Origin of the sequence: Streptomyces sp. NBC_00457 (genome assembly GCF_036014015.1) — a bacterium.
Lineage (GTDB): Bacteria > Actinomycetota > Actinomycetes > Streptomycetales > Streptomycetaceae > Streptomyces.
The window spans coordinates 1,044,762-1,059,887 of record NZ_CP107905.1; the positions used below are offsets into that span (position 1 = coordinate 1,044,762).

Genomic DNA, 15,126 nt, shown 5'->3' on the forward strand with positions numbered 1-15,126 from the left:
TGCGCGAACAGGCGGTGGGCCGTGGGGACTTGGAGATGCGGTGGTGAGGATGCGGCCCCGCCCTCGCCCGCACGCCCCGCCGCGCGCCTCGGCCATAAGGTCGGTGTCATCGGCAGGTCCCTCGGTCATTCGGCCGATCCCGCTGCGGGGGGTTCGGCCTACCGTGATCGGCATGAACTCCGTTTCCGCCCAGGGCTGCGCCCGCGGCCTCGCCGTCGGTGTCCTGGTCGCCGCATGTGTCGTCGACGTGCTCTTCGCGGGCTCCGACGGGACGAGCGTCCTGCCGACGGCGGGTCCCGTCTGGCCGACCCTGGCCATGGTGCTCGTCGGGCTGGCCGCCGTGCTGTGGCCGGCCGGGCGGCGGCCCGAGTGGCTCACGCCGCAGGTGCGCACCGCCGTGCCCGCTCTCGCCTCGGCCCTCCTCACAGCCGCTTCACTGCCGGTCCGGGGCGAGGTCATGCTCGGCCCGGGCGAGATCTTGACCCTGCTGTGCCTGCTCTTCATCGCCGTACGGCACTGCCCGCCGCGCTGGGCCATGGTGTGCGGCACCCTCGACGCGGGCGCGCTGCTGATCCTGCCGGTACGCGGCGACGCGACGCTGAGCAGCGACGTGCAGGGCCTGCAGGTCATCGGGGTGCTGCTGGTCGGCCTCGTCGCGGGGTTCGCGGGCTATCTGCGCTCGCTGGACTACCGCCGCACCGTCGCCGTCAGCGACACCCGCCGCAGCGAACGCCTGGCCATCGCCGCCGACCTGCACGACTTCGTGGCCCACCATGTGACGGGCATCCTCGTGCAGACCCAGGTGGCCCGCATGATGGCGACCAGCCGGCCACAGGACCTGGACCCCGTCCTGGCCGGCATCGAACGCGCCGCGACCGAGGCCCTCGCCTCGATGCGCCGCACCGTCGGCGTGCTGCGTGACACCGGTGCCGAGGCCGACCGCCGCCCGGTCGGCGACCTCGCGGGCATCACGGAACTGGTCGAGGGCTTCGCGACGCCGGTCCAGCAGGTCGCCCTGAACCGCGACCCCGCCCTGTCCCCCGACGCCCTCCCCCACGAGGTGCAGGCCGCGGCCTTCCGGGTCGTCCAGGAGGCCCTCACCAACATCCGCCGGCACGCGGCCGACGCCACGCACATCGAGGTCCGCCTGCACTACGACACCGACACCGATCGGCTGGTGGTGTCGGTGGCGGACGACGGCCGCGGCGGCACTCAGCTCCCGGCCGCCGCCCACGGTGGCGGCTTCGGTCTCGTCGGCCTGAAGGAGCGAGTCACCGCGCTGGGCGGCGAACTGGAGGCCGGACCGCGGGGCGGCGTGGGGTGGGAGGTACGGGCGGTGTTCTCGGCGGGGAGATCCTGAGGGGAGTGTCCGGGAGTGCCCAGGAGTGTCACTTGCGCCAGAACAGGTGGTGCGTCACGCCGCTCGGGCTGGGCACGACGTCCAGGTGGAACCGGTCGAGCAGTTCATCGGGGGACTCCCAGAGCCGAATTCCCGACCCGAGCTTCACCGGCGAGACCGCCACATGCATCGTGTCGACGAGGTCCGCGTCGAGGAACTGCCGGATGGTGGTGACCCCGCCGCCGAGCCGGACGTCCTTGCCCTGCGCCGCCTCCCGGGCCTGCTCCAGGACCGTGGCCGGGTCGCCGTCGACGAAGTGGAACGTCGTGTCGGAGAGGGTGAACGACGGACGCTTGTGGTGGGTCACGACGAACACCGGCGTGCGGAACGGGGGTTCGTCACCCCACCAGCCGAGCCACTCATGGTCGTGCCAGGGCCCGCGCTGGGGGCCGAACTTGTTGCGGCCCATGATCTCGGCGCCGATGTTGGACGCGAAGTCCCGAGTGAAGTAGTCGTCGAGGCCCCGGCTGCCCCCAGGGTCGGTGCGGTTGGGCCAGCTCGCCGTGGCACCGGCCCAGGAGAACAGCCTCGCGGCATCGGGGAGGCCGAACGGGCTCTCGAAGCTCTGGTCCACGCCGGCGCCCACTCCATCGCTCGAGACGTTGAAGTTCTGGACTCTCAGCAGCTGATCCATGGATTCTCCTGTGCTGTCGCCGGGCGGGTCCTTCCCCGCCTCTCACCCCTGCGTCGAACGGGAGACGGCCGGATCGACAGTTTCGCGGAGTTTCTTGAGCCGGTGTTCGTGGGCTTCGGCGAGGAGGAGGTAGCCGGCGGCGGTCCAGGTGTAGGCGCGGTCGCGCAGGCCCGTACCGGTCAAGGCGTCGAAGTTCTCCGCGAACCCGTTGGTTTCGCACAGGCCTCGGAAGCGGGCGCTTATCTCGTCGGCCAGGCGCTGGTGGCCGCTGCGGCGCAGGCCGTCCTCGATGAGGACGGTGGCGGGTGCCCAGATCGGGCCGCGCCAGTAGCCGTCAGGGCGGTAGTGCGGGGAGGTGGGGAGTTCGGTGGCCAGTCCATAGGGGGTCAGGTGGGCCTCGATGCGCGCGGCCAGGCTCTTGGCGATGTGCACGGGCAGGTGCTCGCCCAGGACGATCGGCATCAGGTCGAGCAGGCTGGAGCTGCTCCTGGTGTCGCCGCTGTCCACGCCGCGGGCGACGAACCGCTCCCCCGTCCAGAGTTCGTCGAACAGGGCCGCCTGGACGTCCTCCGCGCTACGTGTCCACTGCCGCACGTCGCCGGTGAAACCGAGTTCCTTCGCCAGGGCGGCGAGTTCGCGCAGTTGCAGGACGAGAAACGCGGCGAGGTCGGCACTGACGATCACCTGCTCGGCGTCGAAGGTGGTGGCGTTGTCCCAGCCGCTGTCGTTGCCGTGCTGGTAGTGGGGCAGGGCGGCCCCCGGTGCGCGGCGTGCGGTGAGCCAGAAGTCCGTCCAGCGCTCCAGTCTGTCGTAGGTCTCGGCGAGTTCGGTTCGGTCGAGGGGTTCGGTGAGGCGTCTGCGCAGGTGGCTGAAGGTCCAGCCGTGGATGGGTGGTTTCACGAAGTTGCGGAGGACTTCCGAGTGGGTGACCGAGTCGGGCAGGGCGCCGCTCTCGTCCTGGTGGTCGAAGGGCAGCGCGAACTGGTCCCGGGCGAGGGCGGGCGCTCCGGGGGCCAGAGCGAGGGCGTTGAAGCAGTGGTCCCAGCTCCAGACCTTGTCCATCCAGTGTTTGGACATCAGCACCGCAGGTCGCGTGACCAGGCCTGTCGGCTCCACGGTCGCCGACCACAGCACGTACACGGCGAGTTCGGCTGCCGCGGTGCCGGGCGAGCGCCAGGGAGCCACCGCGTCGGCGAAGGCCGCGAAGTCCTGCTCCGCCGTGGTGACGACCTCGCTGAACGTCGTCCGGGCTGTGACGGGGCCGCGTGCGGTGTCGAGTTCCTCGACGGCGGCCTCCCAAATGCCCCCGGCCTCCGCGCTGATGGTGAGGCCGCGGTCGGCGTTGCCCAGGGCCTGACTGCCAGTGGCACCCCGCACGACGCCCGACAGCACGGTGACCCGGTAGCGGCGGCCGGTCTCGTACGACGTGAAGACGTGCGCCCCGTCCACCGGATCCCGGTAGAAGTACGTCCCCGTGAACGGCGTCAGTGTCGACGCGGCCGCCGTGATGCGCAGGCTCGTCCCTTCCCCGCGCAGGCGTACGGTGTCCGGCGACTCGTAGGCGAGGTCGATCCGCCCTCCCCCGTGGGCCCAGCTGAGGAGACTCGGCGTCGCCGTGACACTGGTCTCGGCCCGCTCCCCCGTCGTGGCGTCGAGGGGGACGAAGCGCAGGACCGGATGCATGCCGTTCTGGTGGGAGACGAGGTGGAGGTCGTCGGCGTACGTCTTCTCCGCCAGCACGGGGGAGATACCGAACCAGGAGCCATGCGTGCTGAACGGGATGTCATGGAGGGAGAAGGCCGGGCCGGATCGGGCGGCGGTCATGCGGAGGTACTCGATTCTTCAGCAGGGTTGGTCGGCAGCGGAGTTGGTCGACAGAGCGCGGAGGGGTCAGTCCTTCACGGCTCCGGCGGTGACGCCGGCGGCGATGTAGCGCTGGGCGAGGACGAGGATCACCGTGGCGGGCAGTGACGCCACTACGGCGGTGGCCATGATGGCGTTCCATTCCTGGTTGTTGTTGCCGATGTAGTGGTAGATGCCGAGGGTGATCGGTTCGTGCGTGCCGCCGTTGGCGAGCGTGCTGGCGAAGACGAAGTCGGACCAGGACCACAGGAACGCGAACAGCGACACGGTGACGACGGCGTTGCGGCTCATGGGCAGCACGATCGACCAGAAGGTGCGCAGGGGTCCGGCCCCGTCCGTCTTCGCGGCCTGGAGCAGTTCCTCCGGGATGCCCGACATGAACGCGGTGAAGATCAGCACCGCGAAGGGGACAGCGAGTGTCGAGTCCGCGACGATCAGGCCTGGCACCGACTGCAGGAGCCCGAGGCTGAGGTAGATGGCGTAGAAGCCCATCGCCATGATGATGCCGGGGATCATCTGGGCGACCAGGAAGAGGAAGCTGAGGACACCGCCGCCGCGCGGGCGCAGCTTGGCCAGGGCGTAGCCGGCGGGTGCGGCGAGAGCGACGGTCAGGACGACGGTGCCGAGGCCGATGACGAGACTGGTGGCGAGGTAGGGCAACTGGTCGTTCAGGACGGTCCGGTAGCCGGCCAGGGTGCCGTTGACGGGGAACAGGTCGGGCGGGCTCTTGCGCATGTCCTCGTCGCGGGTGAAGGACACATTCAGCATCCAGTAGACCGGGAAGAGCATGAGCGCGGTCAGGAGCAGGCCGGTGACCGTCTTCCACCAGGTGTTCCGTGCGGTGATCATGAGGCGTACTGCTTTCGCTGGACCCTGAGATACACCAGGCCGAAGACGAGGGCGGCGACGACGAGCAGGTTGCCGACGGCCGCGCCGGGACCGAAGGCGGGCAGCAGGTTGCCGAAGCCGAGCTGGTAGGACCAGGTGGCGAAGGTGGTGGAGGAGTCGGCCGGGCCGCCCTTGGTCATGATCCAGATGATGTCGAAGACCTTGAGCGTGTAGACCAGGCCCAGCAGCAAGGTGATCGCGGACACCGGGCGCAGCAGCGGGAAGGTGATGCTCCAGAACCGGCGCCAGGCGTTCGCGCCGTCGAGGGCGGCCGCCTCGTACAGCGAACCGGGGATCGACTGCAGGCCGCTGTAGAGCACGACCAGGTTGAACGGCACGCCGATCCAGATGTTCGCGATGATCACCGAGGTCAGTGACCACTCCGGTGACGTCAGCCAGTTCACCGGGCCGATGCCGAAGGCGTTCAGGGCGGTGTTGACGACGCCCGATTCACTGTTGAGCATCCACGACCAGGTAGAGGCCGACACGATGAGCGGCAGCAGCCAGGGCACCAGGAACAGGGCGCGCAGGGTCGCCGACAGCCGGAAGTGCTGGTTGAAGAAGACCGCCAGGGCCAGGCCGATGGCGTACTGGAAGGCCAGGCACACGGTGGTGAACACCACGGTGTGCAGCAGGGCGGGGGTGAAGGTCGGATCGTCGAAGACGGTGCGGTAGTTGGCGAGGCCGGTGAAGGGGGCGTCGCCCTGGACGAAGGAGCGGACGGTGTAGTTACGCAGGCTCAGATCGAGGTTGCGGTAGAGGGGATAGGCGTAGAACAGGGCGAGGTAGACGGTGACGGGGGCGAGGAAGGCCCAGGCGGCCCACTGCTGGGAGGCAGGGCGCCGGCGTGGGGGGTGGGGAGCGGGTGCTCCTTGGTGGTCGAGCGCCGGGGGACGGTCCGGCGGATGGGTGAGCTGCTTCATCGGGCCCACGTCACTTGACCGCGGCCTGCGCCGAAGTGAGGGCGTCCTTGGGTGACTTGGACCCACTCAGGGCGGACTGGACCGCCTTCCACAACTGCTCGGAGATCTTGGGGTACTTGGTGCCGAGGTCGTCGCTGGTGCGGCCCTTGGCCGCCTTGACCGCCTCGACCCAGGGCTTCAACTCGGCATTGGCCGCGACCTGCTTGTCCTGCACCTCGGTGGTCGGGGCGACGTAGGACAGGGTGGTGTCGGTCTCGTAGAGGTTGTCGGTGCTGGTCAGGCAGGTCGCCAGCTTCTGTGCGGTGGTGTAGCGGCCGGTGTCGCCCTGGACGGGGACGGTGACGAACTCGCCGCCGGTCGGGGCCGCCGCGTTGCCCCCGCCGGACGCCGGAATGGGCAGGACGCCGTAGTCGAAGCCGGCCTTCTCCGCGTTGGCGAGCTGCCAGGTGCCGTTCTCGGCGAACGCGTAGTCGCCGCCGGCGAACTCCTGCCAGCTGGTGGTCTGGGTGTTGTTCAGCACCGAGTTGGGGGCGTACTCCTTCTCGAGCCAGTCGGTCCACAGGGACAGCGCCGACACGCCCTGGGCAGAGTCGAGTTCGGTGAGCTGCGCGCCCGAGCCCCAGAACCAGGGCAGGAACTGGAAGCTGCCCTCCTCGGTGCCGATCGCGGAGAACGTGATGCCCTTCTTCCCGGCCTTCTTCACCTTCTCCAGCGCCGCCGTCAGCGATGCCCAGTCCTTGACCGACGCGATGTCGACCCCGGCCGCCTTGAGGACGTCCTTGTTGTAGTAGAGGGCAAGGGTGTTGGCGCCGATCGGCGTTCCGTACGTCTTGCCGCCCGACTGGCCGGCCGCGAGCAGGTTGGGGTCGGCCTTCGAGGTGTCCAGCTTGGTGTCGTCGGTGGTGGTGAGTACGCCCGCCTCGGCCAGGGTCGACACCACGGGATTGTCGACGATGAGCACATCCGGGGAGTTGTCCTGCTGCGCCGCCAGGAGCACCTTGTTGGTCAGGTCGCTGGTGTCGAACGCGGTCCGCTTGATCTTCACGCCGGCCTTGCTGCCGCAGCCGTCGAGCAGTTTCGCCCACGCCGAGCCCTTGGCGAACTGCGGGTAGGGGTCCCAGATGGTGTACGTGCCGCTGTCGTCCCCCTTCGCGGACGAACTGCCGTCCGACGAGCACGCGGTGGTGCCGCTGACGACGGCGACGACGGTCAGGGCCGCGGCGGTGAGCCGCCGTCCGGTGGATCCGTTCATGGCGCGTTCCTTTGTGTTTTCGGCAGGGCATGCCGACGTGTTTTCGGCAAGGGCATGCCGAGGAAGGGGCATGCCGAGGAGGCGGCCGGGCAAGCGGGCCGAGGCAGGTGTACGAGGGGCTGGAATCGGGCGTTCGAGCCGGAACCGGGGTCCGGTCAGACGTGGGCGGGTCCGGTGCTGGCCCGCAGCGAGATGGGCGGCGTGAGCAGGTGGTGGCGCGGTGCCGAGTCGGGAGCGCCGAGTTGCTCGACCAGCAGGTCGACGGCCAGGCTTCCCATCTGTGCCGCCGGCACGTCCGCCGCGGTGAGTTGCGGGGTCACCGTCTCCGCCCACCGGCCGGCCACGACCCCGGTGACGGAGAAGTCGCGCGGCACATGGCGGCCCGCCACGGCCAGGCCCCGGTAGAGACCGCCCAGCGCGGCCTCGTTCAGGGTGACCAGCGCTGTGGTGGCCGGGTCGTCGTGCAGGATCCGTTCCACGCACGTCTGGCCCGACGCGGCATCGTCCCCGCAGCAGTACGTCCGCACGGTGAGCCCGCGCTCCGCCGCGGCCTTGGTGAAGCCGTCCAGACCGCGGTGCGCCGACTCGTACCCCGCGCGGAGCAGGTGCTCGGGCCGGTTGACGAAGGCGATCCTGCGGTGGCCGAGGTCCGCGAGGTGGTGGACACAAGCGGCCGCCAGCGCGGTGTGGTCCAGGCCGACCCACCAGCCGCGCTCCGGATGCGCGGTGCGGCCGATGGCCACGGAGGGGAAGTCCAGGTCGGCCAGGTGATCGACGCGGTCGTCCTGGAGCCTGATCTCCATCAGGATCGCGCCGTCGACCCGCCGCTCGGCCAGCAGCCGCTGGAACGAGCGGTCGCTGTCCGCGCCGCTCGGGGAGAGCAGCACGTCGTAGTCGTAGGCCGCCGCGGCCTCCACCACGCTGCCGATGAAGTCGAGTTGCATGCCGGTGTAGTGGTTGCCGGCCGGCGGGAAGACCAGACCGAGGGTGCTGGTCCGGCCGTTGGCCAGGGCACGGGCGCTCGCGTTGGGCCGGTAGCCCAGTTCGTCGATGACCCGCTGGATCTTGCGACGCGTCTCCTCCGACACGGGGCGCTTGCCACTCAGCGCGTAGGACACGGTGCTCCGCGAGACACCGGCCCGTTCGGCGATCTCCCCGATGTTCACGGCACTCCTTCGTCGATCCGGTTCGCCAGCGAGCCGGCTGTCGAACCGGTTCGCTTGACGGAAGCTAGGAGCGCCCGGAGACGCTGTCAATGCCTTGCGCACAACTCCGGGAAACCGCCGCCCAATCCGCGTCGGAGGTATTGCTGCCCCGTTTCCGGCGGTGCTAGCTTCCGGCGAACCGGTTCGACCGAGCCGCTCACAGCCGCCGCGTCCGCCCGAGCTGGGCCATGCCGTTCCAGGCCCGTCCAGCTCACCACCGCTCGAACCGGTTCACGTCATGGACGGGACGGATCACCCCACGGAGACCTCAGTGCGACGCATACGCAGCAGCACAAGAACAGCAGCCGCCGGTGCCACCGCCGTAGCAGCCCTCGCCGCCCTACTGGCCGTACCCGCCGCCGGCACCGCGAGCGCGGCGGAACCGGAGCGGCTCACCATCGACCTGGGCACCGACACCGGCGCCTTCCACGGCGGCGCCTCCGGCTCGCTGTACGGGATCTACGGCGACGGCGTGCCCAGCCGCAACGTCCTCGAGGGCATGCACGTCCGCACCGTCTCGACGAAGGCGCAGGACGGTCCCCAGCACCCGGGAGCGGACGCCCTGGAGGTCCTGCCGTCGTTCGTGGACTCCGGCGGCAAGGACGTCTACATCTACATGACCGACATCTACCGCGGGTTCCCCTACCAGTGGCCGGGCGCGGACGGTCCGGCGCGGCTCGCCGACTTCAAGGCGAAGATCAAGAAGCAGGTCCAACAGGTCCTGACCATGGGCGACTACAAGGACAACGTCGTCTACGTCCCCTTCAACGAACCCGAAGGGAACATGTTCGGCACCGGCGAATGGAGCTACGACAAGGTCTCCTGGCTTGACGACCCGAAGCAGTACTTCGCGGCCTGGAAGGAGGTCTACCACCTCATCAAGGGCCTCGACCCGGACGCCCGGATCGCCGGCCCCAACACCAGCGTCCTCTACAGCCAGGTCAAGGACTTCCTCCAGTACACCAAGGCCAACGACGTGGTGCCGGACGTGATGACCTGGCACGAGCTGTCGTCGCCCGCCGCGGTGCGCACTAACGTGGCCAAGTACCGGCAGATGGAGAAGGACGTCGGCGTCGGCCCGCTGCCGATCAACGTCAACGAGTACGGCCACAACTACCACCTCTCCGTCCCCGGTCAGGTCGTCCAGTGGGTCTCCGCCATCGAGGAGTCCAAGATCGACGCCGACCTGGCGTACTGGAACATCGACGGCAACCTCAACGACTCGGCCGTCGAGGCCAACAAGGGCAACGGCCAGTGGTGGCTGTTCAACGCCTACGGCCAGATGTCCGGCCACACCGTCGAGGTGACCGCCCCGCACCCCAACGAGCAGTACACCCTCCAGGGCGTCGCCACGCTGGACGAGGACAAGAGGCAGTCCCGGGCGATCTTCGGCGGCAAGAGCGGTGACGCGGACGTCGTCTTCAAGAACGTCGACCCCAGGTTGTTCGGTACGACCGTGCACGCCACCGTCCAGGAAATCCCGTGGACCGGACAGGTCGGCGACTCGACCCAGCCCCTTCGGCTCGCCGACCAGGAGCTCACGGTCGGCGCCGACGGCACCGTCACCCTCCCCATGACCGGCATGAACGAGATGTCGGCGTACCAGGTCATCCTCTCCCCCGGCGGCGACGGCGGCGCGCCGACCGAACCCTCCGTCAGCTGGCGGAAGACGTACGAGGCGGAGAACGCCACCTACACCGGCGGCGGCTACTCGAAGAACGGGCCCGAGGGTTCCCCGCAGGACGTCGGCAAGTTCGCGACCTCCGGCGCCTACAACGTCGGCGGGCTGCGCACCGGCTCCGACGGGGTACTCGCGTTCGACGTGGAGGTACCGAAAGACGGCACCTACGACCTGAGCGTGTTCGCCAACTCCTACAACCTGTACGACCTGGTGAAGGAGCAGGGGCCCACCAACGTCTTTCTGCGCGTCGACGACAAGGACCCGCAGGAGCTACGACTGCCCCTCGGCTACAAGTGGGTGGTCTGGGGCCACACCGACACCACCGTGAAGCTGACCGCCGGCAAACACCGCATCACCCTCGCCGCGAAGGACGCGGATCTGGGCGTCACCAAGGGCGACGCCATCATCGACAAGGTCGACCTGGCGCTGCGCGACGAGCGCGTGACCGCACCGGCGGTCTACGAGGCCGAGTACGCCACGCTGTCCGGCTCCCGGCCCGACTACAGCTACCGCGGTGCCTCGGGCCCCGGCGCGGTGCCGCTCGGCAAGGGCGACTCCGCCACCTTCTGGGTCCACGCGCCCGCCGACGGCGAGGCGACCGTGTCCGTCGGCCACCTCGGCGGCGGCCGGGCGAGCCTGTCGCTCAACGGCGAGAAGCTCGACGTACCCGGGATCGGCGGCGCCAAGAAGGGCACGGACACCGTCCGGATGTTCCTGTCCGGCGGCATCAACAAGATCACCGTCACCGGCGATTCCCGTGAACTCGTCCTCGACCGGCTCCAGGTCACGCCCTCCGGCGGCACCCTGCCGTCGAAGGTGTACCAGGCGGAGGACGGGGCTCTGACGGGTGCGGCCAAGGTGACCGAGGCCTACACCTTCGCCACGGGTGGTAAGTCGGTCACCGACATCGGCGACGGCAGGGCCAACGCGCTCTCCCTCGACGTCGTCGCCGAACGCTCCGGCCGGCACGCCGTGACCATCCGCTACTCCAACGCCGAACAGGCACCCGCCACCCACTACAACCCCGACCCGATCGCCCGCCACGCCGACCTCTCGGTCAACGGCGGACCGGCCCGCCGCGTGCTGTTCCCGACGACCTTCCACTTCAACAACTTCTGGGAACTGACCGTCCCGGTCACCCTGAAGAAGGGCACGAACCGGCTCACCTTCACCGCGCAGGAGCTGCCCGACTTCAACGGCGACACCTACAACCAGTACGACCAGCGGTCCCCGTACGCACCGGTCATCGACCGCATCGCCGTGACACCGCTCGCAGGGAAGTGAAGTAGCGCGACGGACGGCCCGGACCCTCACCGGCCCGGGCCGTCAGGTTGCACAGCTGGATCGGACACTCGAGGCGGGTCAGCGCGTGCTCGAGTGACCGTGTTCGCGGCGAGGTGCCGCCGTGCGGCCGACCGTGACCGCCAGTTTGCGCAGGCGGCGCCAGTCCAGGCGTGGTTGACGCTTGGGGACGCCGGGTCGCTTGCGGGGAAGGCGGACGCGCAGGGCGCCGGGGTGGATACGGCAGTGCACCGGGGTGCGCAGGACGAGGGCTTCGCCGTCGAGGCCGACCTCGATCTCCGCACGGTCGGCCTCGATGACGACCTCGGGAGCGGTGAGGATGGTCAGGCCGTCCGGTTCGGGGTCCAGGAGCAGCGCGGCGGCCTCGGCCGCGCTGTCCACCCGGACGCCGAGGACGCCGAGCGCGGCGCTGTCGAGGCGTTCGCGTCGGCCGAATCCGAAGGGGTCGTCCGTGCGGTAGGGATTGTTGCTGACCAGCACGGCCTGCGGGTCGGCGAGGGTGCTGTCCCCGGCGCGGGCGGTGAGCCGCGGGCCCTGCTGCCGGGTGAGGAGATCGGGGAGCAGGTCGAGACTCGTGCCGATTTTGTCTTCGCGGTACGCGGGACTCTGGACGACGGCCGCATAGGCACCGAACGAGGCGTTGTTGACGAAGGGATGCCGCCCGGCGAAGCCGAGGTCGATGCGGACCTCCACACCGTCGGTGAGCGCGTCGAGACAGGTGGCGGGGTCGGCGCGGTCGAGGCCGAGGTCCATGGCGAAGTGGTTGCGGGTCCCCGCGCTGATCACCAGGAAGGGGATGTCGTGCTCGGCGGCGACGGCCGCGACCAGCGCCTGGGTGCCGTCGCCCCCGGCGACCCCCAGTAGGTCCGCGCCGTCCGCGACGGCGGCACGGGCCAGGGCGGCGACGTCCTGGGGGGACTCCGGGTCCAGCAGGACGACGCGCGCGCCCAGCCGTTCAGCTTTGTCTGTGAGGCCGAACCGGGTCACCTTGCCGCCGCCGGAACTCGGGTTCATGATCAGGAACGGGCGCCGGGGCGGCGGCGTGCGGCGCTCCCTCATCACACGGATCCGGTGATCACCGGTGCCGCGCAGGGCGTACCGGCCACTCCAGACGGCCACCGCCCACAGCGCCAGTGACAGCGGCAGGGCCCAGAAGAAGGTGGCTGCGAACAGGACGACGACGACAGCGGGCACCGCCACGGCCAAGACGGCCGCGGCCGCGCGCGCCGGACCGCGCAGGGTGAGCGTCCACCACACCGCGGCCGCGGTGACGGCCAGGCCCACCGCCGCGGCCACCAGCAGCAGTACGCCGCCGATGCCGTCGTAGGCGAGGGGGACGACGACCGCGAGCGCGGCCGCGGCCAGCGCCGCCCTCGCCGCCCATCGCTGCGTGCGGTAGGCCCGCCTGCTCAAGTCCTTCGCCATCCTGCCTCCCTTCGCCGACGTCATCGTAGGACTACGCCCGTCATCCTGTTCCGGCGCGACCCGCACCGCGTGATGTCGAGGTCGGGCAGGATCCGATAACCGCCGGCACTCCGGCCCAGGTCAGCAGGAGCCCAGCTCACGCCCCCCTCCCCTGGCCTGCGCAGCAACCCGGTCTGGCGGTCGCAGGCAGCCCAGGAGGGGCGGGGCCGGACCGTCCACGGGTCGGCGGTCAGCCGCGCACGTGCAGCCCGAAACCCGTGCGGCCCGCCGGCTCCAGTCCCTCCTTCAGGTGCAGCGAGGGGATCTCGTAGTCACCGAAGTTCTGCCGCCGGAACGCGATCGGCTCGGTCGACTCCAGGGTGAGCAGGCGCTGCTCCCAGGCCTTGGCGACGTCCGGGTAGTCCTCGTCGCGCATCCGGTCGGTGCCGTACAGGACGAACGGCGGCAGCGCCTCGATGCCCGGGTAGTAGAGGATGCCGTGGTGGATCGGGAACAGCAGATCGTCGATGGGGCCGTTGATCCCGCGAGCAGCGTAATGCGACTCCGGGCCGCCGGCGGTCACCGACAGCAGTGCCTTCCTGCCTGCGAGGGTGCCTTCGCCGAAGCGCTCGCCGTACCGGGTGTCGCTGTGCTCGCCGACGCCGTACGCGAAGTGGTAGGTGAACACCCGGTCCACCCAGCCTTTGAGGATCGCGGGCATCGTGTACCACCACAGCGGGAACTGGAAGATGATCGTGTCGGCCCACAGCAGCTTCTCCTGCTCGGCGAGGACGTCCGGGGTGAGCGTCCCGGCGTCGAAGGCCCGGCCCGAGTCCAGGGCGACCCTCAGCGGACTTGAGGCGTTGGGGCCGTAGTCCGCGGCGTCCACGACCGCCTTCCAGTTCATGGCGTACAGATCGCTCACCCGTACTTCGTGCCCGGCGGTCTCCAATGTGGACACCGCGAGGTCCTTCAGCGAGTTGTTGAGCGACTGCGGCTCCGGGTGGGCGTAGACGATCAGCGTCTTCATGGAACTCCTTCGGATCGGATGCCGTCGATCCTGGGCGCAGCGGCGTCCGGCGTTCAGGGGCTCCTCTTCCATCGGACGGGACTTCCTGGTACTGGCAGGACCACCTTCAAGGGCGCCACCGACGCGATACTGGGATCATGGACGATCTTGCGGGCTTCCTGCGGACCCGGCGTTCCCGGGTCGACCCGGCGGCCGTCGGCATCCCCACCGACAGCCGCCGCCGGGTCGAAGGGCTGCGCCGCGAAGAGGTCGCGCACCTGTCCGGAGTCAGCGTCGACTACTACGTACGCCTGGAGCAGGGCCGCGCGACCCAGCCCTCCGAGCAGGTCCTCGACGCGCTCGCCCGCGTCCTCGGCCTCGACGAGACCGAACGCGGGCACCTCTACCGGCTCGCCCGACAGCGCCGTCGCCGCGCGAAGGCGCCGGGCATGGGGGTCCCCCCGGCCGGAGGCTGGGGGAGGGTCCGGCCGGAGCTGCTGCGCGTCCTCGACCTGGTCACCGACGCCCCCGCGCTGATCGTGGACCACCGCCTGGACGTGCTCGCCGGGAACCGCCTCGCCGGGCTGCTCTACGGCCGGCCGATGCCGGGTCTCAACACCGCGCGGCACATCTTCCTCGAGGAGGCCGAGCGCGGCCTGTACGCGGATTGGGAGAAATGCACCCTCGACGTGGTCGGGCACCTGCGGCTGGCCGCCGGCAAATACCCCGAGGACCCGCGACTGGCCTCGCTCATCGGCGAGCTGGCGATGGGCAGCGAGCGCTTCCGCCGCCTCTGGGCCCGCGCGGACGTGCGCGCCCGCACACATGGACGCAAGGCGTACCGGCACCCGCTGGTCGGACTCCTGGAACTGCACCAGGAGAACTTCGCGCTACCGGACGAATCAGGCATGGAGCTGCTGGTGCTGTCCCCGGTCCCCGGCAGCCCCGCCGAGGACGGACTGCGCCTGCTCGCGGGCCTGGGCGCGGACAGCGGTGACGCGCATCCCACGGTGAACGCTCAGGCACGGTAATGGTGCCCAGGTCACGCAAGATCGACATATCACGAGCGGCGAGACCCTACGGAGGGCTCACGGAAGCGCGGTCACAGCCCGCTGGTTGGCCGCTCCGAGCATTGCAGCCGGCCCTCAGGCGTCGAAGCGGCGGCGGGCGGCTTCGATGTGACCGAAGTACTGGTGGGTCCAGCCGCACATTCCGTCGACCGTCGCGCGCAGGGCCTGGCCCGGCTCGGTGAGGGTGTATTCGACCCGCGGTGGGACGGTGGGATGCACGGTGCGCTCGACCAGGCCGTTGCGCTCCAGCATGCGCAGGTTCTGGGTGAGCATCTTGTGGCTGATGCCCTCGATCTCGTTCCGCAACTCGGTGAAGCGCAGGGTGCGATCACCGAGACCCTCGACGATCAGGAACGCCCACTTGTTGGCGACATCGGAGAAGATCTCCCGCGCCAAGGAGTCCGCCCGCGCCAGGTCTGCATCCTCGGGCGAGCCCGTGAACTGCTTGGTCACCATAAGGTTCTCCAGTCACTGAAAAGTGCGTTCTTCCACGTCA

At 69.9% G+C, this 15,126-nt stretch carries 12 protein-coding genes; 3 read left to right on the plus strand and 9 right to left on the minus strand.

The annotated features are described in order from the left end of the window. Nucleotides 1-172: 172 nt before the first annotated feature. A complete protein-coding gene (locus OG828_RS04910) occupies nucleotides 173-1,360 on the plus strand; it encodes a sensor histidine kinase (RefSeq protein ID WP_328500230.1) in 1,188 nt (395 codons plus the stop codon). Nucleotides 1,361-1,388: 28 nt separating this feature from the next. On the opposite strand, the gene OG828_RS04915 is transcribed toward OG828_RS04910, so the two are convergent. The 6 genes from OG828_RS04915 to OG828_RS04940 form a co-directional block, all read right to left on the minus strand. Continuing rightward, complete coding sequence (locus OG828_RS04915) at nucleotides 1,389-2,033, minus strand: dihydrofolate reductase family protein (RefSeq protein WP_328500231.1); 645 nt, start codon at nucleotides 2,031-2,033, stop codon at nucleotides 1,389-1,391. A 42-nt stretch (nucleotides 2,034-2,075) separates the two neighbouring features. After that, nucleotides 2,076-3,857 carry an amylo-alpha-1,6-glucosidase gene (locus OG828_RS04920; protein ID WP_328500232.1) on the minus strand — a complete coding sequence of 594 codons (1,782 nt, stop codon included), beginning with the start codon at nucleotides 3,855-3,857 and terminating at the stop codon, nucleotides 2,076-2,078. A gap of 66 nt (nucleotides 3,858-3,923) precedes the next feature. Then, nucleotides 3,924-4,745, minus strand: coding sequence for a carbohydrate ABC transporter permease (locus OG828_RS04925; protein WP_328350531.1), 822 nt, complete (start codon nucleotides 4,743-4,745; stop codon nucleotides 3,924-3,926). Beyond that, on the minus strand, nucleotides 4,742-5,707 hold the full coding sequence (locus OG828_RS04930) for a carbohydrate ABC transporter permease (protein ID WP_328500233.1): 966 nt from the start codon (nucleotides 5,705-5,707) through the stop codon (nucleotides 4,742-4,744). Before OG828_RS04930 ends, OG828_RS04925 begins: the two co-directional genes overlap by 4 nt. Before the next feature lie 10 nt (nucleotides 5,708-5,717). Continuing rightward, nucleotides 5,718-6,959, minus strand: a complete 1,242-nt coding sequence (locus OG828_RS04935; RefSeq protein WP_328500234.1) for a sugar ABC transporter substrate-binding protein — start codon at nucleotides 6,957-6,959, stop codon at nucleotides 5,718-5,720. A 155-nt stretch (nucleotides 6,960-7,114) separates the two neighbouring features. Continuing rightward, nucleotides 7,115-8,125, minus strand: coding sequence for a LacI family DNA-binding transcriptional regulator (locus tag OG828_RS04940; RefSeq protein ID WP_328350537.1), 1,011 nt, complete (start codon nucleotides 8,123-8,125; stop codon nucleotides 7,115-7,117). A 310-nt stretch (nucleotides 8,126-8,435) separates the two neighbouring features. Here OG828_RS04940 and OG828_RS04945 point away from each other — a divergent pair, with 310 nt between their 5' ends. Then, nucleotides 8,436-11,129 carry a cellulosome protein gene (locus tag OG828_RS04945; RefSeq protein ID WP_328500235.1) on the plus strand — a complete coding sequence of 898 codons (2,694 nt, stop codon included), beginning with the start codon at nucleotides 8,436-8,438 and terminating at the stop codon, nucleotides 11,127-11,129. Between the two features lie 78 nt (nucleotides 11,130-11,207). Here OG828_RS04945 and OG828_RS04950 read toward each other — a convergent pair whose 3' ends face one another. After that, entirely contained in the window at nucleotides 11,208-12,572 is a 1,365-nt protein-coding gene (locus tag OG828_RS04950; RefSeq protein ID WP_328500236.1) for a diacylglycerol/lipid kinase family protein, read from the minus strand. Between the two features lie 229 nt (nucleotides 12,573-12,801). Beyond that, nucleotides 12,802-13,581, minus strand: coding sequence for an NAD(P)H-dependent oxidoreductase (locus tag OG828_RS04955; protein WP_328500237.1), 780 nt, complete (start codon nucleotides 13,579-13,581; stop codon nucleotides 12,802-12,804). Nucleotides 13,582-13,718: 137 nt separating this feature from the next. Between OG828_RS04955 and OG828_RS04960 the strand changes: the two genes are divergently transcribed. Continuing rightward, on the plus strand, nucleotides 13,719-14,591 hold the full coding sequence (locus tag OG828_RS04960) for a helix-turn-helix transcriptional regulator (RefSeq protein WP_328500238.1): 873 nt from the start codon (nucleotides 13,719-13,721) through the stop codon (nucleotides 14,589-14,591). 114 nt (nucleotides 14,592-14,705) lie between these two features. On the opposite strand, the gene OG828_RS04965 is transcribed toward OG828_RS04960, so the two are convergent. Further along, nucleotides 14,706-15,086 carry a winged helix-turn-helix transcriptional regulator gene (locus OG828_RS04965; RefSeq protein WP_328350552.1) on the minus strand — a complete coding sequence of 127 codons (381 nt, stop codon included), beginning with the start codon at nucleotides 15,084-15,086 and terminating at the stop codon, nucleotides 14,706-14,708. Between the last annotated feature and the right edge of the window lie 40 nt (nucleotides 15,087-15,126).

Excerpts from the sequence above, each read along its gene's own strand:
- OG828_RS04915 (WP_328500231.1), bottom strand. The coding sequence starts at position 2,033 with ATGGATCAGCTGCTGAGAGTCCAGAACTTCAACGTCTCGAGCGATGGA.
- OG828_RS04955 (WP_328500237.1), bottom strand. The coding sequence starts at position 13,581 with ATGAAGACGCTGATCGTCTACGCCCACCCGGAGCCGCAGTCGCTCAAC.
- OG828_RS04950 (WP_328500236.1), bottom strand. The coding sequence starts at position 12,572 with ATGGCGAAGGACTTGAGCAGGCGGGCCTACCGCACGCAGCGATGGGCG.
- OG828_RS04935 (WP_328500234.1), bottom strand. The coding sequence starts at position 6,959 with ATGAACGGATCCACCGGACGGCGGCTCACCGCCGCGGCCCTGACCGTC.
- OG828_RS04910 (WP_328500230.1), top strand. The coding sequence starts at position 173 with ATGAACTCCGTTTCCGCCCAGGGCTGCGCCCGCGGCCTCGCCGTCGGT.
- OG828_RS04920 (WP_328500232.1), bottom strand. The coding sequence starts at position 3,857 with ATGACCGCCGCCCGATCCGGCCCGGCCTTCTCCCTCCATGACATCCCG.
- OG828_RS04965 (WP_328350552.1), bottom strand. The coding sequence starts at position 15,086 with ATGGTGACCAAGCAGTTCACGGGCTCGCCCGAGGATGCAGACCTGGCG.
- OG828_RS04960 (WP_328500238.1), top strand. The coding sequence starts at position 13,719 with ATGGACGATCTTGCGGGCTTCCTGCGGACCCGGCGTTCCCGGGTCGAC.
- OG828_RS04930 (WP_328500233.1), bottom strand. The coding sequence starts at position 5,707 with ATGAAGCAGCTCACCCATCCGCCGGACCGTCCCCCGGCGCTCGACCAC.
- OG828_RS04925 (WP_328350531.1), bottom strand. The coding sequence starts at position 4,745 with ATGATCACCGCACGGAACACCTGGTGGAAGACGGTCACCGGCCTGCTC.